The 21873-nt window shown below is 63.5% G+C and carries 23 protein-coding genes; 11 read left to right on the top strand and 12 right to left on the bottom strand.

Annotated features, from left to right (window positions below; translation table 11 throughout):
• Positions 1–275 precede the first annotated feature (275 nt).
• Both B0I29_RS34990 and B0I29_RS34985 read right to left on the bottom strand, forming a co-directional pair.
• The gene (locus tag B0I29_RS34990; protein WP_111653416.1) at positions 276–1232 is read right to left on the bottom strand and encodes a BsuBI/PstI family type II restriction endonuclease; all 957 of its coding nucleotides are present in this window, start codon (positions 1230–1232) and stop codon (positions 276–278) included.
• On the bottom strand, positions 1225–2730 hold the full coding sequence (locus B0I29_RS34985) for an Eco57I restriction-modification methylase domain-containing protein (RefSeq protein ID WP_245973016.1): 1506 nt from the start codon (positions 2728–2730) through the stop codon (positions 1225–1227). The genes B0I29_RS34990 and B0I29_RS34985 overlap by 8 nt, the downstream gene beginning before the upstream one ends.
• A gap of 660 nt (positions 2731–3390) precedes the next feature.
• Between B0I29_RS34985 and B0I29_RS45380 the strand changes: the two genes are divergently transcribed.
• Positions 3391–4473, top strand: a complete 1083-nt coding sequence (locus tag B0I29_RS45380; RefSeq protein ID WP_146616988.1) for a DNA-directed RNA polymerase subunit alpha C-terminal domain-containing protein — start codon at positions 3391–3393, stop codon at positions 4471–4473.
• A gap of 230 nt (positions 4474–4703) precedes the next feature.
• Here the strand turns inward: B0I29_RS45380 and B0I29_RS34980 are convergent, their stop codons facing one another.
• The 4 genes from B0I29_RS34980 to fxlM (B0I29_RS34965) all read right to left on the bottom strand — a co-directional run bounded on the left by B0I29_RS34980 (position 4704) and on the right by fxlM (B0I29_RS34965) (position 8203).
• Positions 4704–5015: a lantibiotic dehydratase gene (locus B0I29_RS34980; RefSeq protein WP_181558129.1), complete on the bottom strand. Its 312-nt coding sequence runs from the start codon at positions 5013–5015 to the stop codon at positions 4704–4706.
• Positions 5008–5310 (bottom strand): FxLD family lanthipeptide, encoded by a 303-nt coding sequence (locus B0I29_RS47115; RefSeq protein ID WP_245973014.1) that lies wholly within the window; start codon positions 5308–5310, stop codon positions 5008–5010. The genes B0I29_RS34980 and B0I29_RS47115 overlap by 8 nt, the downstream gene beginning before the upstream one ends.
• A gap of 135 nt (positions 5311–5445) precedes the next feature.
• Positions 5446–6732, bottom strand: a complete 1287-nt coding sequence (gene fxlM / locus B0I29_RS34970) for a methyltransferase, FxLD system (RefSeq protein ID WP_111653413.1) — start codon at positions 6730–6732, stop codon at positions 5446–5448.
• A gap of 103 nt (positions 6733–6835) precedes the next feature.
• A complete protein-coding gene (gene fxlM, locus B0I29_RS34965; RefSeq protein ID WP_181558128.1) occupies positions 6836–8203 on the bottom strand; it encodes a methyltransferase, FxLD system in 1368 nt (455 codons plus the stop codon).
• Positions 8204–8889: 686 nt separating this feature from the next.
• On the opposite strand from fxlM (B0I29_RS34965), the gene B0I29_RS34955 reads away from it, so the two are divergent.
• The 3 genes from B0I29_RS34955 (at position 8890) to B0I29_RS34945 (ending at position 11836) form a co-directional block, all read left to right on the top strand.
• Entirely contained in the window at positions 8890–10044 is a 1155-nt protein-coding gene (locus tag B0I29_RS34955) for a helix-turn-helix domain-containing protein (protein WP_111653411.1), read from the top strand.
• Positions 10045–10054: 10 nt separating this feature from the next.
• On the top strand, positions 10055–10777 hold the full coding sequence (locus B0I29_RS34950) for a 5-formyltetrahydrofolate cyclo-ligase (protein ID WP_111653410.1): 723 nt from the start codon (positions 10055–10057) through the stop codon (positions 10775–10777).
• A gap of 825 nt (positions 10778–11602) precedes the next feature.
• A complete protein-coding gene (locus tag B0I29_RS34945; RefSeq protein ID WP_111653409.1) occupies positions 11603–11836 on the top strand; it encodes a hypothetical protein in 234 nt (77 codons plus the stop codon).
• A 176-nt stretch (positions 11837–12012) separates the two neighbouring features.
• Here B0I29_RS34945 and B0I29_RS34940 read toward each other — a convergent pair whose 3' ends face one another.
• The 6 genes from B0I29_RS34940 to B0I29_RS34915 all read right to left on the bottom strand — a co-directional run bounded on the left by B0I29_RS34940 (position 12013) and on the right by B0I29_RS34915 (position 15324).
• A complete protein-coding gene (locus B0I29_RS34940; RefSeq protein ID WP_146616986.1) occupies positions 12013–12297 on the bottom strand; it encodes a hypothetical protein in 285 nt (94 codons plus the stop codon).
• Positions 12294–12593 (bottom strand): hypothetical protein, encoded by a 300-nt coding sequence (locus tag B0I29_RS34935; RefSeq protein ID WP_111653407.1) that lies wholly within the window; start codon positions 12591–12593, stop codon positions 12294–12296. Before B0I29_RS34935 ends, B0I29_RS34940 begins: the two co-directional genes overlap by 4 nt.
• A 12-nt stretch (positions 12594–12605) precedes the next feature.
• Positions 12606–13688 carry a hypothetical protein gene (locus B0I29_RS34930; RefSeq protein ID WP_146616984.1) on the bottom strand — a complete coding sequence of 361 codons (1083 nt, stop codon included), beginning with the start codon at positions 13686–13688 and terminating at the stop codon, positions 12606–12608.
• A gap of 131 nt (positions 13689–13819) precedes the next feature.
• Entirely contained in the window at positions 13820–14500 is a 681-nt protein-coding gene (locus B0I29_RS34925) for a prepilin peptidase (protein WP_245973000.1), read from the bottom strand.
• A gap of 12 nt (positions 14501–14512) precedes the next feature.
• Positions 14513–14806, bottom strand: a complete 294-nt coding sequence (locus B0I29_RS34920) for a winged helix-turn-helix transcriptional regulator (protein ID WP_281270943.1) — start codon at positions 14804–14806, stop codon at positions 14513–14515.
• A 185-nt stretch (positions 14807–14991) separates the two neighbouring features.
• Entirely contained in the window at positions 14992–15324 is a 333-nt protein-coding gene (locus B0I29_RS34915; protein ID WP_181558127.1) for a hypothetical protein, read from the bottom strand.
• Between the two features lie 317 nt (positions 15325–15641).
• Here B0I29_RS34915 and B0I29_RS34910 point away from each other — a divergent pair, with 317 nt between their 5' ends.
• The 7 genes from B0I29_RS34910 (at position 15642) to B0I29_RS34880 (ending at position 21842) form a co-directional block, all read left to right on the top strand.
• Positions 15642–16187 carry a hypothetical protein gene (locus B0I29_RS34910; protein WP_245972997.1) on the top strand — a complete coding sequence of 182 codons (546 nt, stop codon included), beginning with the start codon at positions 15642–15644 and terminating at the stop codon, positions 16185–16187.
• A 32-nt stretch (positions 16188–16219) separates the two neighbouring features.
• A complete protein-coding gene (locus B0I29_RS34905; protein WP_111653404.1) occupies positions 16220–17074 on the top strand; it encodes a hypothetical protein in 855 nt (284 codons plus the stop codon).
• 158 nt (positions 17075–17232) lie between these two features.
• A complete protein-coding gene (locus tag B0I29_RS34900) occupies positions 17233–17835 on the top strand; it encodes an SAF domain-containing protein (RefSeq protein WP_245973013.1) in 603 nt (200 codons plus the stop codon).
• Between the two features lie 2 nt (positions 17836–17837).
• On the top strand, positions 17838–18653 hold the full coding sequence (locus B0I29_RS34895) for a hypothetical protein (protein WP_245972995.1): 816 nt from the start codon (positions 17838–17840) through the stop codon (positions 18651–18653).
• Positions 18650–20062, top strand: coding sequence for a TadA family conjugal transfer-associated ATPase (locus B0I29_RS34890; RefSeq protein ID WP_111653402.1), 1413 nt, complete (start codon positions 18650–18652; stop codon positions 20060–20062). The genes B0I29_RS34895 and B0I29_RS34890 overlap by 4 nt, the downstream gene beginning before the upstream one ends.
• Positions 20050–20952 carry a type II secretion system F family protein gene (locus B0I29_RS34885; protein WP_111653401.1) on the top strand — a complete coding sequence of 301 codons (903 nt, stop codon included), beginning with the start codon at positions 20050–20052 and terminating at the stop codon, positions 20950–20952. The genes B0I29_RS34890 and B0I29_RS34885 overlap by 13 nt, the downstream gene beginning before the upstream one ends.
• Positions 20949–21842 carry a type II secretion system F family protein gene (locus B0I29_RS34880; RefSeq protein ID WP_111653400.1) on the top strand — a complete coding sequence of 298 codons (894 nt, stop codon included), beginning with the start codon at positions 20949–20951 and terminating at the stop codon, positions 21840–21842. Before B0I29_RS34885 ends, B0I29_RS34880 begins: the two co-directional genes overlap by 4 nt.
• Positions 21843–21873: the final 31 nt, after the last annotated feature.

Genomic DNA, 21873 nt, shown 5'->3' with positions numbered 1-21873 from the left:
CCGACCAAGGCACCCGGATATACTTCAGCACCGCCACGAATTATGGGAAATGCAAGCGACAACGAACTGGCGCCTAACATTCGTGGCCTTAAGAGAATAAGATGCCCTCTTAGAGCGTGACGCTCATTGCCACGAACTCTATCCCTCAGCCCCACACAGACGTGCCGGGGCGTTCCTGATTGCGCATGTCAACCCCCTTCCTGGAACTGCATTGCTGTTTCACGGTTACTGCCCTTATAATGCCGTCCCAGGCGGCCGAGTTTCCATGCAGACGCCTATGTTTTGCCGTATGGGCCGAGGAATCTTTCGCCATTGAAGTGGATGAGATGCGTAGGATTTTCCGCACACCACACCTCTGTTTCCCAAGCGATATCTGCCAAGTACTTCCGCATTTCACGCCGATCAGGGAAGCACGACACATACACCAGGCCGGCGGTCGAACCCTCGAACAATTTGGCTAGCTCGCGATGGCGTTTTGCGTCAACTGGCCCATGGGACGAGGCTGCTTCCAAAAGCACAAGCCAGTTGCGTTCGCGCAAATAGATTACCAAATCCGGCATTTTTCCGTGCTGATCGAGGGTGACGCCCAGCGCTGCGAGCGACTCGCGCACAAGAACCGCCCATTTTGCATCGGCATCGCCGATGTAGAGCACTTCGCCGCCGGGGGTGAAGTACTCGCAAAATTCTTCGACCATACTTTTAATTAACACATTCTGCCCACCCGGGCTTAGACTTACCGCTCCTCCCCCAGGGAGTGTGACAGGGATGCGGCGGAGTTCACGCGCGGCGGCATACATTGACCGGAGACCCGGAACTTCATCTAGGTACTCGACAAGCAAGTCCTGAAAATCAGATTCACCGACATGCTGGAGTAATTCCAGGGCGCGAGGGTGAATCCGGTAGCACCACTTGGGAGAGTTGACCGGGCGGCTTGGGTTGTCGGGGTTCTGTTCCACGAGCAACGCGTCTGCGAACTGGTGGAGCGTGAAGCGGCGGATCGTCTCACGTGTGTTGGGCGCATAGTTACGACCGTACTGATCTCTGATCCAATCCATGATCGCACGCGTCCCGACGAGCGGGCTGGTCGCGCTCGACCATGGGGACTCTCGGGTCATCCCCAGGAGAGCAAGCAATACCAGCGCGGACCTCTCGTTGGCTCGCTCGCGGTCAAAGCCAAGTCGGGCCAAAATGCCCCGCGCTTCTTCGATGCGAAGGTCCTCAGGATCACTCACCGGCCTGGCCCCCTAGCAGTTCAAACATGGCGGCTACCTTAGCGTCAATTTCCTTTTGCTCAGGTAGTGCAATTTCAAGCATGCCGCCCCACTGCTCCAGCACTTCGAGCGAGGGGTAACGCAATGACCGTAGATCAGTCGCATTAACTTGCGTGTGGCCAGAGAAGGTCCGAAAGAACCGATCTACGACAGAGCCGTTAAGCCAGTAGCTCAGCCCTACGGCAAGATTTCGGGGCAACCCCTCACCACCTCTGTGGAAGATGTTGAGATGGTTCTCGAATGCGACTGGGCCAGAGTTGATTGAAGGGTCCCATACGGAAGCGACGACTCGCCGACGTTCTTCCTTTGCGGAAAATCGCTTAACAACGACATAATAGCCCTGCGGCAGCAGGAAATTTTGGTCCTTGGGTTCACGCGCCGCAAACGCTTGAGGCTTCTTGAGCTTCCGAGGCCACTCAATAAGACCATTCCGCACATTACCGGGATAAATTAAAGGATAGCTTTCGTTATCAGGTTGCGATAGCAAGCACTCGCGGGATCTAAAGTCCACGACTCGTCCCGTAGATACTTCTACCTTGATGTCGCCGAGTGTGGCTGGCATCGCAGCCATCGTCTCGGCAGTGACGGTATCTTCGTCGTCGACAAGAAGTCGAATGAACCGATGAGAATCCCCAGGTTTGACGACATCCGCGTACTCCACCCGGCGCATGACAATCTCATCCGTATGTCCATGGCTAACGGATAGCACGACGGAACCAGGGCTGGCCGCGCGAGTCGCTGAGAAAATAATATTCTCTTGAAGGACTCCGGTGTCGGAAAACACCGTCGAGCGCGACTCGAAGACGTGAATCCTATCGAGATTTACCCGGTCCAGCAGGAAGTTTCGGAATTGGTCAAAATATGGACCATTTGCGAAGGATCTCGGCGTAATAGCTACCAATTGCCCACCATCGCGAAGTCCCAATGCTCCGAGCGCAAGGAAGCCGGCGTAAATATTGGGGCAATCGGCTCCCAGCCGAGACAGTGCCTTGCGATGGGCCGAGCTAACGCTGAGCTTTCGGTAGGGCGGGTTCATAATCACAAGATCGAACTGCTCCGCCTGGCTAAGCACATCGACCACTCCAGTACGTAGCTCGACGTAGTCTCCCGGCTTGATTTCGTAATCAAGCTTAATTCCACAATCAGATACCGTAGATTTGAGATCCGCAAGTGTCGCCTTTAAGTACGGCATCACATGGGAATCTAGTTCGACTGCCACGAGGCTTAGCGAGACGTCCAGGCACTCTTCCAATGCTCGAGCTGCCAACGCAGCAAGGAGCATTCCTGATCCAGCCCCTGGGTCAAGTACGCGGAGCTGCCCGCTTTTGGGGAGACGGGGAATTGAGGCAACTAACTGGGCTGCACGATTCGGAGTGAAGAACTGCCCTAGACTAGATTGCTGATCCTGAGGTATGTTCCGTAGGGCAGCAACGCGATGAACCTCTGCGCGCTTCAGCATTTGCCGTGCAACTTCAGAGATTGCGCCACCCTGTTCAAGCATCCTATTTACCGTTCCACTCACTCGGCAGCGTCATTCGTCATTCGAAAATGGCACCTGTAATTGCTCGGCACAGCCGGCACGCACCTTTGGTGCAGCGCCGTCGGACCGATCAGCATCCCAGCACAGTTGCCGTGTCCAGGAGGCGGACGAGGGCCACTGATATCCGAATGCGGATGACAAGTTATACCATAAGCGACAAGCTAGCAAGCCCGCGGGTCTGATTCCGATTTCACATGATCAACTTCCCGGATGGATTTTCTCTTCTCATGCGTGTCAAACTTGCAACCCCCATGCATGCCCCCGGTAACATTTCGCGGCCCTGCCGCGTTTATTCGCCTCCCACTTGTCGAGTGCAACAGTAATACTACCGAAACCAATTAATAGTCAGCGGCTCGACATCCATCCAAGAACGTCACGCTGACTATCGGCACGTGATTCTCTCGCACTGGACTCAGCGTGCGCGCGCTGGCGCACGCACGCTGAGTGATTCCTCGATCCCCTTTGGTCATCGACAGTCCCGCGCCGAGCGCGGCCGAAGCTCCCGCCGCGTAACGCGCAGCCACCACTAGGGGACTGACTGCTCGCGGGCAGACTCGACGAAGCAGCTAGAGTATTCCGGTGACCCTGGGGGATACGCCCGATGGCCTGTTTGCGCTGGACCTTGACATCTCCATGCCGCCACGAGTGGCGGCTGCGCTAAGGCGAGCCGGCATCACGTCGACTGCGGGCCTTCTGCGCCTAAGCGAGCGTGAACTGCGCGCATTGCGTGGCGTAGGCGGGAAAACCGCAACGCAGCTCATGGCAGTCCTTGACGGGGCAGGGATGCGGCTCGCTCCGGATGCATGGGGTGCGTACACGTGCGCGCGCGACAGCAAGCCCGCCAGCGACGCCGGCCTGGCGGGTTTTTTTCTCTGCGACACATGCCGTAACGAGTACTCCGTTAGGGCTTTTGGTGGGAAAGATCCGGAATGGGTATCGCGCGAGGATATAGAGGGCAACTGTGGTCACTGTAACGAATCATACCGCGATTTACGATTGACCCAGTGGTTCCTGTGCGGCGTTTGCGAGCGTGTGCTTCGTTCGATAGGACGAGGTCTCGCATCAGCCAAATACGTCCTCGAAACCTGGAAAGCAGAAAATATCGAGGAACAGACGGGCCTTCGTCTCCGCGAAACGGATCCCCCACAATTGCGACCGCGGGGACGCCGGACCGACCTGGACCGCGTCAGCAATCCTGACTTCACCTTGTACGACCAGAATGATGTTCCGGTCGCTGGATTCGAACTGAAAAGCGGCAAGAAGGCTGCCGCTAGAGGTGACGGAGTCGGCGATCCCATGTCACGTTTCCAGTTGGACACCACCGACTGTGACGACATACTGACTGTGGTGGATCGTGAAAGTTTCCCCATCTACCTTGTCCATGCGCAGATCATCGGGCGAGCAAACCCTCCTACTGAGATATATCGGGGAGTCGGACTATGGTGGGCAGACCTTTGGTCCATGGAAGATAAATTCCTTTCTGTAGATGTCAGGCCGCGGGAGACGCGAAATGCCGCCTATTATAAACCTACGATGTTCCGCCCGATCCGAGAATTCTCGCCTTTTGTCCAGGAGGGCGGCATCGCCGCGAACCAGGCAAAGCTAGAGCAATATGGACCACCCTCGCTCTACACCTTGAAAGAGGGTGGGCATCCAGCGTAGTCGGTCTGTTACATCGAAGATGGCTGCTATGAACGCGACTCCGACGCAAAGGTGCGACGGGCGTCGCGGTCGCTTGATCATAATCTCGTTTACGGGCACACCACACACATGACTATTCGATTTGCGCTACGACTGTCGCCGTGTGCGGGCTCGCGTCCAGGCATCCCCGGATGAACCCGTCATCTCGGCCCTGCCACCACCGGTCGATGATGCGAGCAAGCCAGTCAGCGTCAGCGCGGACCACCACCCGGTGTCGCTCGCCGAATCGCGCGACCGGCAGGCCCGAGCGTTGCGGTTGTCACCCCGGCGAAGAGCCCGAACGGTGTGGCGCGGCGCTGCCATCGAACCAGGTAGGACGACACCGCCGAGGTGGCCCGCCCGATCGCCTTTATAAGGACCTCATCCCCGGCATCGACGACGCCGGCGACGTGCGCGGCGAGGCCGGGATTGGCGAATGTGAGGGCCTCGGCGAAACCTGGGTGGTCCCATACGGTCGCCAGCCATCGAACCGACTCCGCGACGGAGGCGGTGGGGTCAGGCAACGCTGGCCCACCGGGCTGATCCGGAAAAGTGCTGGCGCGGACCATTACCGGGCCAGCGGGATGAAACCGGGGATGAGCGAACAGCATGGCGCACCTCCCGTACACAAGAGGGTTGGGGTGTTGCCGGAGCCCAGCGGGGGGCGTGGACTCCGGCAACGTCAGGGTTGGTGCGTTTTGCGTCAGGCCGGGTCGTAGGAGCGGTGCTGCATGCGCTGCCGCTACAGGTCTCGCCGCAGCCGTCGCTGGTGTTGCATCGGCCCTGGACCAGGGTCGTGGTCAGCTCGACAACCCGCATGTCCAGCTCGAAATCGTCGGTGACGGGCTCCGCGGCCGGTCGAGGGTCGTGGCCGTGGGTGCCATTGACTTCATTCTCCAAACGGCGGGAAGGGGTGATGCCACCTGGCCTGTCCCAGGCTGAGCCGCGCGCTGCTCAGCCCTTCGGGGGCCAGGAAATCGTGACGACTCCATGGGTCTTTTCCATGACCGCGGCGTCGGAAGGAATCTTGGAAAGGTCGCTGCCGGTCGGCCAGTAACCGATCGACGGCCCAGCGACCGGACGGCCGTCGCGGTCCCATGCCCGGATCTGCTCGACCAGAGTCGCGGCGGCCAGTTCACCGTCACGGCCGTAGGCAGTGGCGCCGAATTCCACGCCCTTCCCGTTCGGCGCCGTTCGCGTTACGAAGAACGCGAAGCCGGCTCCGCTCACAACACCGAACGGGAACCATGTGCCGTGCTTTTCCAGTGCGCTGCTGTCCTCCGCCACCAGCCGACAGAATCCCGGCAGGTACCAGGCGAGCCAGAGGTAGAGATCCGCCCACGACGTCGCGGGCGGGAACACCACTCCGGACCAGTTCTCGACCGGACCAGAGGCGAGCACATCATCGAGCTCAGCGGGGGTGACCGGCGCGCCGTCGTCGAAGCGCAGCGTGATCTTCTTACCGTCCGGGCCGGCCAGGACGAACAGTCGCTCGTCATGGCGGCCGATACCTTGCATGGGGACGAACCCGGCTACCTCGATCGACGTACTCGTCAGATGTTCACCGTCGCGGCGCAGCCCGACCGTACGGGTAACGCCGTTCATGACCAGCGGAAGAACCAACGTGCCGTTCTGGGCCAGCTGCCGCAACCAGGCCGGGGCGATGTCCCACGCGCCGACCGTCACGATGATCGCGTTGAACTCTGCTCTACCGGGTACGCCGTTCTCGGCGTCTGCGGCCACGACCCGCACCCGGCTGCCGTAACCCGCCTCGTCGAGCAGCTTTGTGGCGCGGTCCGTGACCTCTGGGTCGATATCCACGGTTACCACGTGGCCCTGTTCGCCTACGATCTCGGCGATCAAGGCCGCGTTCAGCCCACCGGATCCGATCTCCAGCACACTCATGCCTGGCGAAAGCCCTGCCTGCTCCAGCATTCGAGCCTGAATGTATGCGGCCGATACTGAAGAGAGAGCCCCGCCGCCTTCGTCACGCTTGGTCACGACCGAGCTGTCGAAGCCGTACGCCGTTTCCAACGGCGTCTCCTCTGGAAGGAAATGCTCCCGGCGCACCGTGAGGAATGCCGCCTTAACTAGGGCGCTGGTGATCTTGCCTTCCGTGCGGAGCTGATCCACCAGCGCAGCCCGCAGCTCGGCTCCACGCTCAGCTTGACTCCCGCTCGCTGGCCCCGGAGCGCCGTTCTCGGGTTGCCGGAGGCGAGCGTCGGCTGCTGCGTCAGTCATCAGCGACTTCCTTTCATCTTGACCTTGTTCTGAATAACGGCATATGGAGCAAGCGGTGCTTCGAGCCATTGCACCGGTGCAGCCCGACCCTCGGCCGGGTGATTCACGGCCAGCTGACGGTCAGCACGCCGTTCTGCGTGATGACGCGCCAGCCGAGAAGGTCGCTCGTGTCCATGGTTTTAGGGTGATATTCGATGCGGGCGGCATCCCGTTTGAAGTGGTTGTTGGCCCACTCTCGGATTAGGGCCAGCAGCGTATCGGCGACCTTGGCCGCCGCCGGCCCATGTGCGACGACGCCAGTCTCGTAGCCGGTGATGATGTCCGGATTAGGACGCGAAGTGCGGTAGGCGAAGCTGCCGCCATCGATGAGGACAGGCACGCCGTAGCGGGCGCTTGTCGGGAAGACTCCCTGGTCGACCAGTTCTTGGCTGGCCTGGAGGATCGGCATCTGCGGTTGCGCGTTGGTGAGTAGAAACAGTTGTAGCTCGTCGGGCAGGTCGTGAGCCGTACCGGCCCACTGTTCGATGGGCGGCTCGTGTATGGCATGCCGGAGCGCTGGCAGGTGAAATTCCGGCGTGTGCTGGGAATCGACTCGCAACGCCACATCACGGGTGAGCGGGATCAGCCGTTCCTCGGCACAACCCTGCATTGTGACGAACGAGCCGAGCCGATAACTATGAGCGAACAGCGCCCGGCTACCGCGATTGCGGTCGAAGGCGATGACTCTGGTGATGCCGGCGAACCTCAGCGGGACAACAATCCGGCCAAAGGGCGTGAGTTCGTCAATCCAGGCGGGTGCGATGTCGCACGCCGCGGTCGTGACGATGATGCGGTCGAAGGGTGATTGTCCGGGCAAGAGCTTCGTCGCATCGGCAGTAATCACCCGGACCTGGTCGTAACCGGTCTTGTGGAGGCAGGCGCCAGCACGGGCCGTGATGCCGGAGTCAATGTCGACGCTCGTGACCTGACCCGACGGGCCAACAAGTTCTGCGAGCAGCGCGGCGTTGTAGCCGCCGGAGCCAACCTCCAGGACGTTCATACCGCGCTCGACCTGCGCTTGTTCCAACATGGCGGCCTGCACCTCGGCGGCGGACACGACGCTCGTGTCCGTGCCGTTAGCAGCGGTCTTCGGCAGAAGGGCGAGCTGAGGATCATACGCCCGCCATAGGGCCTCTCCGGGAACGAAGAGGTGGCGAGGGACGGCGGCAAAGGCCGCCGCCACGTCCCCGGAAAGAATCGTGCCTTCCTCGATCAGAGTCCGGACCATGGCTGCTCGAAGCTTGTCGGGATCATTCGAAGGCGGCGTGCTCACTGTTGCTCCATTGGTGGGGACCTCGGCATGAACGGCGCTGTCGTCCGTCGGCGGTGACCTGATCCAGGAGAGAAATCGCTGGTAGAAATCGATGGGCGAGATCGAGTTAACGCCGAAGAGATCGCCGATCGCTTCGTACATCTGCGTCGACAGGTACATCTTCAGCAGCGAAGGGAAAGCGCGGTACTCCGAGCTGAGAGCCGAGCGCGCTGCATTGCAGGGCCACGGCTCACCGCAAGCACGACAGTCCCAGCTTGGCCGTACCGGGATGTGCTCAACCATCTCCGTCGGCGGAGCAGCGAGGTGGCTCATTGTGGCCAGCTCCGAGCATCGACGGCATCCTGAGCGAAACCGCTCGGGCGTCCGACATGCCTCGCGCCGATCAGCTCCGGTCGACTGGCCCCCGGACTACGGAGCGGCAGACGCAGCGTCCGGGAAAAGATCACGACGGCGTTCTCTCGCCGCCAACACGGTCCGAACGAGTCGCAGGATAGACAGCGCCCAGTCGCGCTTGATGTCACATGCTCGTTGAGGATCGCCTGAGCCACGCCGAGCTGCGCGTCGGCTGTTGTCGCGTAGTAAGTGTTCGCCGGACGGCTCAAATCCGCCATCTGAAGCTCGTCCCTTCTTCGCCAAGGTCACGATCCGAACGCCGCTCACGGTCTACATGCGATGACGTCCGGTGAAGCCGGTGTAGATCTAGCAAAGGCTTGTTTGCCCTCGATCTCCAGAGCACGTAAGAGGCAAAATAGAAGCACGAATGAGGCAAAGCATGGCTCTGACCTGGGCCTAAGCGCACACATCGACTATCGTGTCTCGCACGCCCGCCCCTGGAGGCAGCCGCGATGGCGACCAAACGATTGCGCCTCGTCAAGTTCCGCAAGACAGCTGGTCACACCCAGGAGACCCTTGCCCAAGAACTCGGTGTCGAACGGTCGACAGTGGTCCGCTGGGAAGCTGGCGGGACGGAACCGCAGCCGTGGATGCGGCCCAGGCTCGCGCGCGCCTTGAGAATCAGCGATGACGAACTGAGGTCGGCGCTCGACGACGTCGTCCAGACACAGGACTCGGCGAGTGAACGCATCGAGGACCGCCCCGCCAGTTTGGATCTAGTCTCTGTCGCACTTCTTCATGAAGAAGTGCGCAATCTCAATGATCGCTACGACGAGTCGCCGTCGACCACGTTGCTCGGTCCCGCCGGCCAGCTGCACGGCCGGGTGGTCAACCTCCGGAAACAGGCGCCCACCGCACGTGTACGCCGGGCGCTGTTCGAAGTCGAGGCCGAATCAGCAATCTTCATGGGCCAACTCGTCTGGGACGTTAGCCAGAGACGCAATCATCTAGAGCCAGTCACGTATCTAGATCAAGCCATTCATGCAGCCCGGCAGGCACGCGAGCCGTGCAATGAATCCTACGCGCTGCTCCGCAAGAGCTTTGTTGCCCTGTATGGCGAGAAGGACCCGGACAAGGGCCGCGCGCTCGCAACTGAGGCGGCCGACGTCGCTCGTTCATGCAGCCCCTCATTGACCGGATTAGCGATGCTGCATGTGGCAGAAGGGCACGCCATGAGCGGCAACCGTACCCTCTGCGAGACAGCCCTGTCTGAGGCCGGCTCTCAGATCGGAGAGGTGAATGATGTCGACGTGGCAGCCGGCTCTTACTCAATCAACGAATACAACCGGCTCGCAGGCTCGTGTTACCTATTTCTCGGACTTCCGGAAGAGGCCCAGCCGATCCTTGAAACAGCATCGAAGTCCTTGGCCGGCCGAAAGAGTCAGGCCATCGCGTTAGGAAACCTGACCTTGGCCCTCCTTCGCCAGACCAAGTTGGATGAAGCAGCCGACACCATGCACCGGACCATCGACGCCGTAGAGCTGACCCGTGGCGGCGGAGGGCTCAATCTGGCGTTCGCCGCCGGTCGAGAGCTCCGGCCATGGCGGGACGAGCCTTGGGCTCAGGACCTCTACGACCGTCTACTCGCACTGATGGCTCCGAACTAACATCGACATCATGAGCATCGGCGACGACAAGCAAGCCATCCGCGACAAGGTCTGGGGACTCTTGGAGCGAGAGCAGGCAGTGCCGTCGGGTTCGCACGGGAAGATCCCCAGCTTCGAAGGCGCCGAGCGAACCGCGGCACTGCTGGGAGACCTCGACATTTGGCAGCAAGCCCGCACCGTCAAGGCCAACCCCGACCACGCTCAGCTTCCGGTCCGAGTCCGTGCACTCAAAGACGGCAAGCTTGTTTACATGGCCGTTCCAAGAATGGCCACTCTTAAACCATTCTACAAGCTTAGCCCCGAGGAATTAAAAGTGCCGCCCGAAGAAGCGGCCGATAAGCGTGGAGCTCAAAGCGCTGCACCGCGCGTCGCCGTAAGTGAGATGAGTCCGATTGACATCGTCATCTGCGGCAGCGTGGCAGTCAATCGGTCGGGTACTCGAATTGGCAAGGGAGCCGGCTACTCCGATCTTGAGGTAGCTCTCCTCATTGAGGCCGGCCTTATTACCGACAGCACCATTATCGTGGCCCCGGTTCATCACCTCCAAGTTATTGAGGATCAGATCCCGGAGACAGATCACGATTTCAGCGTGGATCTCATTGTCACACCCGACGAAGTGATCCCGTGCTCCCCGCGCCGGCGACCGACTGGTCTAGTCCGATCCGACCTCACCCCAGATATTGTTGAGGCGATTCCGGCGCTCGGAATTCGAGCCGAGGACCTATCGAGCTGACACGGAGCACCTCGTTCCTTGGCATGCCGTAACCCCGCTATACCCATCGGCCAGTGCAGATACCGTCCGCTGGCCGTCACCCATGCAATCTGAGGCGATCTACCCATTCTCGGCTTCGACCGGCGAGCCCTGCGCTCACTCTCCGTACCGGCTCCGGCGGCATACCCGGTTGAGCCTAGTTGTCCGACCGGATTGTGTCCGGTGACCGCCGAGCTTCCACGACGTCGCGCTCCAACTGCGCCGGGGTGTCCAGGACGAAGCCGTCTGGGCTCCGGAAACTCGATGCGACCGGTGTTCCTCCGCATGGAAGGGATCTCTCCGACCGGCCAGCAGCCAGCATCGGGGTAACCCGGATAGCGTAACTCGGCCGCACCCGTCTACCGATCATGGCGACGGCACTCCAAGATAGATGCGGGACGACCCCCTCAGCCTCAGGTGCTTCACCGGAGCTGGGTGCCGCGTCACCGGCATTGCCGTGACGTTGGGTAAGACCGCTCTATAAGAGGTCCAGGGCCGCAGAAAAAGCTTTCAATACACAAGTCGGCCCGGCCCGTCCAGCTGCGAGTCAGCAGCAGCTGGAGGGCTTTGGAAGTGACGAGGAAAGATCGGCAGTCCGTCTCCGCCGTCCCTCATCGCTACCAGAGCACGTTTCAAAATGGGGCACTACAAATATGATTTCTACTTTCAAGCCCCCACGTCGTCCGCCACCACAAGACCCAGGAAGGCTGCACATGACGCGCAGCGACACGAGGTAAGAAGCCCACTGTGGGAGCAGCCGCGGAATGGAACCCGACGGCTTCTCCCAACGCGATCGCGCTACCCGCGATGATCATCCTGGTGACGCTGACCACGGTACTGCTTGTGCCGTGGCTGGCAAGACGGCTCCAGGAGGCCCGCGGCTACGTCGAAGTTGCGTTGAAGGTCGTGGGTTTCTACTTCAAGATTTCGTTCACGCCGGAAAGCCCGCCCAGTGCTGGGGCGGCCGAAGTACAGCCACCCGAGTCGAATCCTGACGTCGGACCGGCTGGCAGCCCCGCGAGCGGGGGTGACAGCCCATGACATAGACCAGTGCGGCGCGGCACTTCGGTGCCGCGCCGCATCCGCTGCGAATGACGACAATCCCTGCCCGGCTGTCGGCGAGACCTATCAACCCAAGGGATTCATCCAGGGGAAATTGACCGAATCCTTCAGCTTTAACACCGCCGGGTAGCCCTCAGGCTCTCCCCAGCCGCTTATTAGACCTTGCCGCGGACCCACGTGACACCGCAGCCGAGCAGGATGAACACGAGGACGGTGCCGATCCGCAGCCACGGCGGGTTCTGGATGCGCCGGTCGAAACCGATCGACAGGCTGATGCCCACGCACATCGCGAACATGATGCCGAGGAACACGGTGATCGCCTTGCGGGGCGTACTCCAGTCGTTCCAGAACGCCACCGCGCCGAAGACGGTCGCGATCAGCGGCATCACGGACAGGAACGTGAGCGGGATAGCGAGACGCCATCGGGTCAGGGTTCTCACTGGTCACCGCCCGACGTTGGGTCTGCTGTGTCCGAACGAGAGCGCAGCCGGGCGGCGTCACGCTCAACGGCAGCGCGCTGGTCGAAGGAGAACGAGTCCTGTGCTCGTAGCCCGTCGGCTGCGGCCGTGGCGAGCCCTTCGCCGTACCACGACGAGCGAACGGCGCCGCGAAGCGTCGACTCCCCGCTTAACACGCTTCGGGCGAGCGAGCCGAGCGGGTCGTCCTTACCGCGGGTGTCGGCGAGATGGCGCATGACCGCCTGGGCAAGGGGCTCGTTCATGATGCCGCCGTTCATCGAAGTCCCGTCCTATCGGTAGCCGGCAGGGTGTGCGTACGGCTGCACCTCGGGAATGTCCTTCACGGACAGCGAGGCGTCAAGGGTCATCAACGACCCGCTGATCAGCTTGATCGTGTCTTCCGCCGCGCCGAAGAACGTGGAGATCTGTTTGTAGAGGTCGTAGGCCTGCCAGGCGTAGTACGCGGCGATCGAGTAGCCGGCGATCGGGCCGAGGATGGTCTCGATCGTGGCGGTGCCGGCGGCAAGGCAGCCACTGATCACCAGCAGCATGTCGAGCAGGTCGCCGATGGCGCTGGCGGCGACGTCGTACAGCTTCTTGATCGCTTCCGCGGCCTGGTCGTAGAGGCGGTTGTAGTCCTGGCACACCTGCTCGAGGCTCACGGCCGCCGTGGCGAGCGTGAGCTCGAACTCGCGGAATCCGTCGGCGGCGTTACCTCGCCACGCCTCCGGTACGTCGGCTACGCCTGCGAGCAGGTTGCGCCCGATGGCAGCGGCCACTCCCCCGGCCTGACCCATCGCGTTGCCGCAGTGCACGTACCCTTTCCAGTCCCCACTGAATTGGCTGGCCCATCCTTCAAACGGGTCGTGACCGAATACCCAGATGATCGTCTGCCGCAGCCAAGCGGAAGGGCTGACCAGGTCCGCCATCGGATTGATCGACCACATCTCGATCCCGATGGCGTACTCGGGATTACGCAGCAAACGGGTCGGCTCGCTGACATCGGCGAAGGCAGGGTGGCTCGCTTGCAAGTCCTCCCGCTGCTCTGTCAGTGCGCTGTTGAGGGCAACGGGATCTTTGGCGCCGGGGTAGGCGGCATCGAGCGCTGCGGCTGCTTCCTGATCCGTCCGCTGGTAGTCGATCTGCGCACGGTTGACCTGGCTCCCGGCGGCCTGGGCGAGACTGCTCAGACGCGTCAGCGCCGCGGTGAGCTCGGTATAGGCCTTCTCGTGCGGGGAGAACAGCTGGGATAGCATGCCGACCTCAAGAAAGTCCAGGTTGCAGTGCTGTTTCACGTAGCTGAGAGTGTCGGTCGCGTCGTCACTTGCTCGCAGGAGCTGGTTATACAGCCGGTTGATCCCGTTGACGTCCACGTACAGCTGTTCCACGACACCCCCGCACCGTCACCGCAAGTCCGACGGCACCTGGTCAACATCAGTGCCGCTCAATTTCTTGCCGCCTGAAGAGGTCTACGCCGTCGAGGCTCGGACGGTTCAGCGGGTAGTCAAGACAAGCCCAGCGCGCCAGAGGTGGTGATCGCCAGAAGCCACCCGGCCAACAACGCAGGGCCGAGAGGCAGCTTGACCCCCTGCCCTCTCGCCCGCCAGGTCATACCGATGACGACCATCATCTGAACGGCACAACCTGCTGCGAACCCCAACGCTGCTGTTGCTGGACTCAGCCAACCCAGCGACGTCGCAATCGTTCCGGCGAGACCAACGTCGCCCAAGCCGAGCTGTCCGGGAAATCCCAAGGCCACGCCCAGCATCAGTACGGCTACGAACACCCCGGTCACGACAGCCACTACAAGGCGGTGTGCCTCGCCGGTGACCAACGCGTCAACGACGAAAGAGCCGAGACAAGCTATCCAAAGCGAGCCCGTCAGAGAATGCGGAAGACGCCGGCGGCGTAGATCGATAATGGCGAGGACGACGCCAACAACGGCGAAGAGCCAGAACGCCAGGCGCGCTGGTGAAGGGGGCACACGCACCCATACGAGGCCAGCGCTCAGGCCAGCGATGGCAGATACCGCGACAATGATCCCACGAGTCGCCGGTCGGCCCTTCCACCAGCGCCGCGGAAAGCGCACCGGCCCCTCGGAGCCAACAGAGCAGGCGACGGCCGCCGCAGGGATGCCCGCTGCCGCGGCGGCCAGGCCAGCAACAACAGCCAGGGACGAGGTCACGTCTCGTGACGCCTACTTATCTTCGCCAGTGCGGTACTCCCTGATCCAGCGCTCAAGCTCGCCAATCAGCTCTGTCAGCTCGGCGCCGCCTACGGTGAGGCGGTAGTCGGTGCCGTGCCGATCTTGGTGTCGCTCGATCAACCTTGCATCGCGCAAAAAGTTCAAGGTGTTCGTAAGCGTCTTGGGGTGCACGACATCAGGGCTGGCGCGCGATACGGCATGTTGCAGCCGGGAGTAACGCATCGAGCCATCTCGGAGGATCCTCAAGATCAGGATTGCTAGCTTTCGCCGACCTATCGCAAGCACATCTGCGAGGTCGTTGGGTTCATGTGTCAGCGTGACTGCCCTCCCCGACGTGAGCACGCGACTCCGAGGCGGGCGACAGTCTATTGGATCAAACCAATAGATGACTACCTTATTGTGATCATAAAATCACACAGTGTCTGGACAGCTTTGAAGGGCACTGCGGAACACCCGCAGGCTCGGAGGCGCTAGCGAATTCGGCGATCTTGTTCAGCTCTTGCAGGCTGCGCGTCGAGCCATTGCCGCAGCCGCATGAGGTGGCCGAATATAGCCTCGCCCTTCGCCGTGAAACAGAACTGAGCGTCCGCCACCGGCTCGACATCCAGAGTGCCGCCCTGCTGGCAGGCGACGAGCTCTGCGGCCACCATCGCGCGAAGGAGCCGAGCTGGAGTCGACACCTGGGCCGATATGGACACGAAAGTCGCTGCCCCACCCCGCTCGTGCAGGGTCAGCAGGATCGCGTACGCCGCGGGATGCGCGAGCAGCTTTAGCGCGTGGTCGACGCGGTCGTGGTCCCCCATGCCTTCGCGCCGCCTCCCCTGCGACCGCTCGAACTGCGGTGAGCGTAGCCCGTAACTGACACTCCGGAATGTGTCAGCTGAGCGACAGGATCGCCGCCCTCCAGTGCTGCCGCCAACGGCGACAGCGAAGTACGTACCTGAAGGTACGTGACTTTGCCGCAACAGAGGTGCGTGCATGTAGGTAAGGACCTTGTGATCATTAGGGGGTGATGGTGTAGACACGACCAGTGACCTTGGGGCGCTGGTCCACTGTGGTGGTTGTTCCGCCGACACGCCACGACTATGAGCGTGCTGGTCACTCACTGGGAGGTTCTGCCGTGCTCACCCGATCGGTCATCGTCGGCCTGATCACGACGGTCACGCTACTCGCGAGCGGATGCAGCGCTGAGCAACCGACGGAACTCCCAACCAAGTTGCCCTCCTCGGCGGTGCCGGCGGCACCAATTCTTGAGCCGGGTGCCGCTGCCAAAGAGGAAGCCGTGAGCGCGTACCGCGGCATGTGGGACTCCTTCGTCGAAGCGGCGAAGACTTCCGACCCAGAGGCACCGGAGTTGCGTGAGTACGCCACAGGTGACGCCTTGAAGTTGATCACCGGCGCCCTCCTGACCAACCGGGAAGAAGATCGAGTGATTCTCGGCGAGTTGAAGATTGATCCGAAGGTGAAAGCCATGACACCGGCGGATGCGCCGAAAGAGATCAACATCCTCGATTGCGTCAACGATGAGAAGTGGCTGCTCCACAAGAAATCTGGCGGGCTCGTCGATGACGTCCCAGGTAGCGCGAGCCGCACTACTGCCAAGGTCATCCGTACCGACGACGGGTGGAGGGTCAGCGGTTTCACCATCGAGGATGCGTCGTGCTGAGGCTGGCGATTCAGAGTGCGCTGCTCGTACTTATGTGCATCTCCTCCGTTCTTTTTTCGCCCTCCACCGGCCACGCGGGCGGTGGCACGGGCACGGTGAAGTGCACGGAGAACGATCCCCGCCCTGCATGCAACGTCACGGTCGGAACTCCGCAGCAGCCCAACAATGGCACCGGTGAAGGTGTCAAGGACGGGGAAGGGAACGACGGCAAGTGCCGTAATCCCGGAGGCACCGTGATTCCCTGTGAACGGGATGGCGGCAAGGTCGGAGCGGATGGCTGCTACTACAAGGCCGCCACCGGCCTGAGTCCAGCCATCATCGAGGTCCTCGGCGGTCAGCCCGCCGGGGAAGGTGGCTGGTATTACCGGGACTGTGGTGACACCGAGGGGTACGTCGGGCCGATCTGGATCGCGGGCGCTCCACCGGTGGTATCACCGGAGGTGCTGGCGCGGCAGGCTCGGGCCAAGTTGCAACTGCCCGACGTTGTGATCGAGTTGAATCCGCCGGGTAACCAGCTCCGTTACCTGCCGGTCTGGATGGCGCTTGACCAGGGTTCCTGGGCTACGGAGTCAGCGACAGCTTCTGTTCCGGGAGTAAGCGTGACGGCGACCGCCCGGCCGGTGAAGGCGACATGGTCGATGGGCGACGGCTCGGGCGTGACGTGTGCCGGGCCGGGGACGCCGTGGACTCCGGACGTCGATCCGGAAAAGCCTTCACCTGATTGCGGGCACACCTATCAATCGCCTGGTGTCTTCACTGTGCTCGCGACGGTGGAGTGGGAAGTGACCTGGGCTGGGGCGGGCCAGTCGGGCACCGCGGCAGGGCTTGCCACGTCCGGTCAGGTTGAGGCCCAGGTTCAGGAGTCGAAGACCCTCATCAGCCGTTAACCAGCGATTTCGTCAGTCGTAGCAGCGCCACATCAAGGAGGACGTCGGTCATGGCGCTTGGTTCCGTGCGCCCGAAAACAGGTTCGGACGACCGTTCGGCCGCTGCCCCTCCGCGTGCTGGACGCGGTCCGTGGCGGGCGGCCCGGCGTCGCCGCCGACTGCCGTTCGTCGCGTTGGGGTCGTTGTTGGTCATCGTGTGTGTGTTGGCGTACGCCTGGGGTGCGGTCCGGCTCGGTGATCGGATCCAGGTGCTCTCGGTGGCGCGGCCGGTCGCGGCCGGGCAGAGCATCACCGCTGCGGACCTCATCCAGGTTTCGGCCGCTGAGGACCCCGGAGTGTTGCTCATTCCGGTCGCCCAGGTTGACGAGGTGATTGGGCGTACGGCGGTGGTGCCTTTGGTGGCCGGCACCCTGTTGACTCCCGCGCTGATCGGTGAGGCAGCCTTCCCTCCTGTGGGGAAGGTGACGGCGTCGCTGGCGCTCAAACCCGGCCAATACCCGCAGGGTCTCCCCAACGGGGCACAGGTGGCGGCTTTCGTCTCGACGGGCGGCACGGGCACAGATGTCTCGAATACGGCGGCCGACAGGGCTACGGCGGCACCGACCCGAATACAGGCGGTGGTCCTCGGCGTGGACCTCGCTGGTGATGGTCAGGGTTCCACGGTGATCACGCTGTTGTTGAACGCCTCGGACGGGCCGCGGCTGGCCGCTGCTCCGGAGGGCGCGGTGGTGCTGATGCAGACCGCGCCGGGAGGTCGCTGAAAATGCCGTTGCTGGCCGTGACCTATCTCAAGGGCCGTCCTGGTGTGACCACGACCGCGCTCGGGCTGGCGATTGCCGCCCCGGTCGAGGCGCGGGCGACCGTGGTGGAGTGCGACCCAGCCGGCGGGGATGTAATGCGCCGTCTCCATCTGGCAGCCACGCCGAGCCTGGTGGATGTGGCTGCCGCCGCACGCGGTGCCACCGATGCGGATACGGCGTTCGCCGCTGGAGTCCAGCCGGTGACCGTGGGGAATGTCGTGGTGTCGGTGGTGGCGGCTCCGGCCGGTGGCGGTCAGACCCGAGCCGCGTTGCCGGAGCTGACCGGTACCGGCCGGGCGGCGCTGACGGCCCCAGATCGGCTCGTAGTGGCCGATTGCGGGCGGCTGTCGGCCGGGGCGGCGGCGTGGCCGTTGCTGGGGCTTGCCGACGTGGTGCTGGTGATGGCGCGTGCCCGCGCGGACGAGCTCGCTCACGTACGTGAGTCCCTGGCGGAGCTGGTGGACGTGTGCGGGGGTCGGCTCGTGGTGCTGCTCGCCGCCGGAGGCGTGTACCCGGCCGCCGAGGTGGCCCAGGTCCTGCAAACCTACGTCGCGGAGGAGTTGGCGCGCCATCCCAGTGCGGTGGAGGTGCTTGGACCGTTGCCGGACGACCGGAAGACGGCGGCGTTGCTCGGCGGGGAGCTGCTGGCAGGGAAACGGTGGCGGCACCTGCCGTTGATGCGTGCGTACGCCGCCCTGCTCGACGACCTCAACACAGATCTGACGGTCACGCCGCCTGCCGGATTCGACCCGGCCACTCGTGAAGGGGCGAAAGGATGAGTTCACCGCTTGCCCTGCCGTTGAACGGCCATCGTCCTGGCAGTTTCCCGCAACCGGTGGCGCAGGCCAGCGAGATCACGGTGGTCCGGCGGATCCGCCGGGACGTCGCCGAGCGGCTGACCCGCGCCACCCGCACACACGAAGCCGAGACCGGTGTGCCGATGTCTGCCGCCCAGCAGCAGGAGACCACCAAAAGCCTGGTCGTCGAGGCGTTAGATGTGTTCGCCACGGAGGAGATGCGCGCCGGCCGGCCGCCGCTGCGTCCAGACGTGGAGTCGCGAGTGTCCCGCGCGGTGACGGACATGTTGTTGGGAGCAGGCGGCCTACAACCACTACTAGCTGACGAAGGCATCGAGGGGATCACCGCGAACGGCTGTGACCGGGTCTTCGTGCGCTATGCCGACGGCACTCGTAAACGGGTCGGCCCGATCGCCGACTCTGATGCGGAGATGGTGGCGCTAATCCGCCGACTCGCCGCTGACGCCGGCCGCGCTGAAGCGGATGGGGAAGGCGCGGAAGAGCGGCGCTGGGACCGGGCCTCGCCTGAGTTGAATCTTCAGCTGCCGGACGGGTCGCGTCTGCACGCGATTATGTCGGTAACCCGGCGCCCGGCGCTCTCGATCCGCCGGCACCGCTACGTCAAGGTCACGCTAACGGAGTTGGAGCAGCTCGCCACCCTCAACCCAGCGCTGCGCGAGCTGCTGACGGCCGCGGTGCGGGCCAGGCTCAACGTACTCGTCGCCGGGCAGACCAACGCGGGTAAGACCACCATGCTCCGAGCGCTGGCCTCGGCGATCGCACCGGACGAGCGGATCGTGACGATCGAGGACACCTACGAACTGGCCTTGGACGCGGACGAGGATCTTCACCCCGATGTGGTGCCGATGCAGGCGCGGGAGGCCAACGTCGAAGGCGCTGGGGCCTTTACCGTCTCGCAGCTGTTCCGGTCGGGTCTGCGGATGTCACCGGACCGGGTCATCGTCGGCGAGGTACGCGGTGCCGAGGTCATCCCGATGCTCAACGCGATGAGTCAAGGCAACGACGGCTCGTTGGGCACCATCCACGCCTCCTCGTCGGCCGGCGTGTTCAAGAAGCTGGTGCTATACGCGGCGCAGGCCGGGTTGGATCCGGCCACCACGAACCTGCTTGTCGCCGAGTCGGTGCACCTGATCGTCCATCTCGCGTTGACTGACACCGGCCGCCGGGTGGTTACTTCGGTCCGTGAGGTGGTCGACAGCGACAGCACCGCCGTCTCCTCCAACGAGATCTTCCGGCCTGGCCCGGACGGCTGGGCGGTACCTGGTGCTCCGGCCTCGACGGCTCTGGTGCACGTGCTGGCGGCGGCCGGGTTCGATCCTGGGCTGCTCGATCAGGCCCGGTCGGCGCCGGGTGGCGGGTGGCCGTCATGACCATGACGGTGCCCCTAGCCGCGCTGCTGGGGCTAGGAACGGCGTTCGGGCTGGTGCTGGTTGGTGTCGGGCTGTCCGGCCGTCAGGATGGGCCCGCCAAACTCGACGCGCCTTCATGGTGGTCGAGGCTTGCCTCGACCCGTGATCCCGTCGACCGGCGGCGGGTAGGGCTGTGCGTGGCTGTGGCGATGGTCGTTGCCGTGGTGACCCGCTGGCCGGTCGCCGCCGGGCTCGCGGCGGTGGGCGCGTGGATGCTTCCGGCGGTCATCGGCCCGGACCGCGATCATGCCCGCCGGGTCTCACGGATCGAGGCCATCGCCACCTGGACCGAGTCGCTACGCGACAACCTGGGCGGTGCGGCCGGTCTGGAACAGGCCATCGCCGCCAGCGCCATCGAAGCCCCGGAACCGATCCGGGACGAGGTGACCCGCCTAGCGACCCGGCTCCGCCGCAGCTGGCAACTGACCGATGCGCTGCGCGGATTTGCCGCCGAGCTAGCCGACCCGACCGCTGACCTCGTCGTCGCCGGGCTGCTGATGGCGGCACGCGGCAGCGCCGGGCAGCTCGGCGAAGTGCTGGGCGAGCTAGCGGAATCCGCACGGGCGAAAGTCGCCTCCCGGCAACGCATCGCAGCCGGACGTAAACGCAACCGCACCTCCGCACGGGTGATCGTCGGCGCGACTCTAGCCATGGCCGGCGTGCTGACCTTGCTCAACCGAGGCTATCTGGTGCCGTTTGACACCTCCTTTGGCCAACTCGTGCTGCTGGCGGCCGGGGCGTGTTTCGCGTTCGCGTTCTGGTGGCTCGCGAAGCTGATGCGTGACCGCGACAATGCCCGCGTCCTCGCGGGCGTGGCCGCCCCAGCCGAGCTGACAGCGGTGCGGTCGTGACCGGGATGGTGCTGCTGGCCGGACTCGGCACCGGGCTCGGACTCTGGCTGATCGTCGTCGGGTGGTTTCCCCGGCCGCCGCGCCTGGACAAGGCCCTCGACGCCCCGCAGCAGATGTACCTCGCTGCCGAAGCGCACGGCGCGCCTTCTGGGTGGACCGGACGGTGGGGCCGCCCGGCCGTACGGTGGCTCCGTGCCGCCGGGCTCCCGGTCACCAGTACCCGCCGGGATCTCGCCGCGCTGGACAAGCCGGTCGACGTGCACCTGGCCGAGCAAGCGACCGCCGCCGTGGTCGGGTTACTACTCCCTCCGGCAGCCGCGGCAATGCTCAGCTTCGCCGGGATCTCTATCGGCGTGAGCACGCCCGTCTTCGCGTCGCTGGTTCTCGGCGCGGCCGGCTTCCTGGCTCCCGAGCTATCCGTAAGGGCGGACGCGGCCACGTACCGGGCGGCGTTCCGGGACGCCTTGAGCTCGTTCCTGGACCTGGTGGTGATCAGCCTCGCGTCCGGCGCCGGCGTGGACCAAGCCCTCGACGATGCCGCGAAGGTCGGATCCGGGCCGGCATACACGGAGCTGCGGTACGCCCTCGCGGAGGCGCGGCTAGCCCGGGTGCCGCCGTGGGACGTGCTCGGGGCGCTGGGGCGTCGCGTCACCGTCGCGGAATTGCAGCAGCTCGCCGCGACCGTAGGTCTCGCGGGCACCGAGGGCGCGCGCGTACGGGCGTCACTGCGTTCGCGGGCGGTGGCCTTGAGGGATCGGCAGCTCACCGATGCCGAAGGCGAGGCGAACGCCGCGACCGAACGCATGGCGCTGCCCATCGTGTTCCTCTTCGCCGGATTCCTGATCTTTCTCGGCTATCCGGCAATGGCGGCCGTGATGAACGGCCTCTAGAACTTCCGAACCGGCGAGAGGTCGCACACGC

The organism is Actinoplanes lutulentus (assembly GCF_003259845.1).
Lineage (GTDB): Bacteria > Actinomycetota > Actinomycetes > Mycobacteriales > Micromonosporaceae > Actinoplanes > Actinoplanes lutulentus.
Note: the sequence above shows the minus strand (reverse complement) of the source record. Positions and strands in the feature narration are given on the sequence as shown.

What these genes read in the sequence shown, in the direction of transcription:
- B0I29_RS34890 (WP_111653402.1), top strand. Translation starts at nt 18,650, where the DNA reads ATGAGTTCACCGCTTGCCCTGCCGTTGAACGGCCATCGTCCTGGCAGT.
- fxlM (WP_111653413.1), bottom strand. Translation starts at nt 6,732, where the DNA reads ATGACTGACGCAGCAGCCGACGCTCGCCTCCGGCAACCCGAGAACGGC.
- B0I29_RS34945 (WP_111653409.1), top strand. Translation starts at nt 11,603, where the DNA reads ATGATCATCCTGGTGACGCTGACCACGGTACTGCTTGTGCCGTGGCTG.
- B0I29_RS47115 (WP_245973014.1), bottom strand. Translation starts at nt 5,310, where the DNA reads ATGCGGGTTGTCGAGCTGACCACGACCCTGGTCCAGGGCCGATGCAAC.
- B0I29_RS34905 (WP_111653404.1), top strand. Translation starts at nt 16,220, where the DNA reads ATGTGCATCTCCTCCGTTCTTTTTTCGCCCTCCACCGGCCACGCGGGC.
- B0I29_RS34950 (WP_111653410.1), top strand. Translation starts at nt 10,055, where the DNA reads ATGAGCATCGGCGACGACAAGCAAGCCATCCGCGACAAGGTCTGGGGA.
- B0I29_RS34895 (WP_245972995.1), top strand. Translation starts at nt 17,838, where the DNA reads ATGCCGTTGCTGGCCGTGACCTATCTCAAGGGCCGTCCTGGTGTGACC.
- fxlM (WP_181558128.1), bottom strand. Translation starts at nt 8,203, where the DNA reads ATGTACCTGTCGACGCAGATGTACGAAGCGATCGGCGATCTCTTCGGC.
- B0I29_RS34955 (WP_111653411.1), top strand. Translation starts at nt 8,890, where the DNA reads ATGGCGACCAAACGATTGCGCCTCGTCAAGTTCCGCAAGACAGCTGGT.
- B0I29_RS34915 (WP_181558127.1), bottom strand. Translation starts at nt 15,324, where the DNA reads ATGGGGGACCACGACCGCGTCGACCACGCGCTAAAGCTGCTCGCGCAT.
- B0I29_RS34935 (WP_111653407.1), bottom strand. Translation starts at nt 12,593, where the DNA reads ATGAACGGCGGCATCATGAACGAGCCCCTTGCCCAGGCGGTCATGCGC.
- B0I29_RS34985 (WP_245973016.1), bottom strand. Translation starts at nt 2,730, where the DNA reads ATGCTGAAGCGCGCAGAGGTTCATCGCGTTGCTGCCCTACGGAACATA.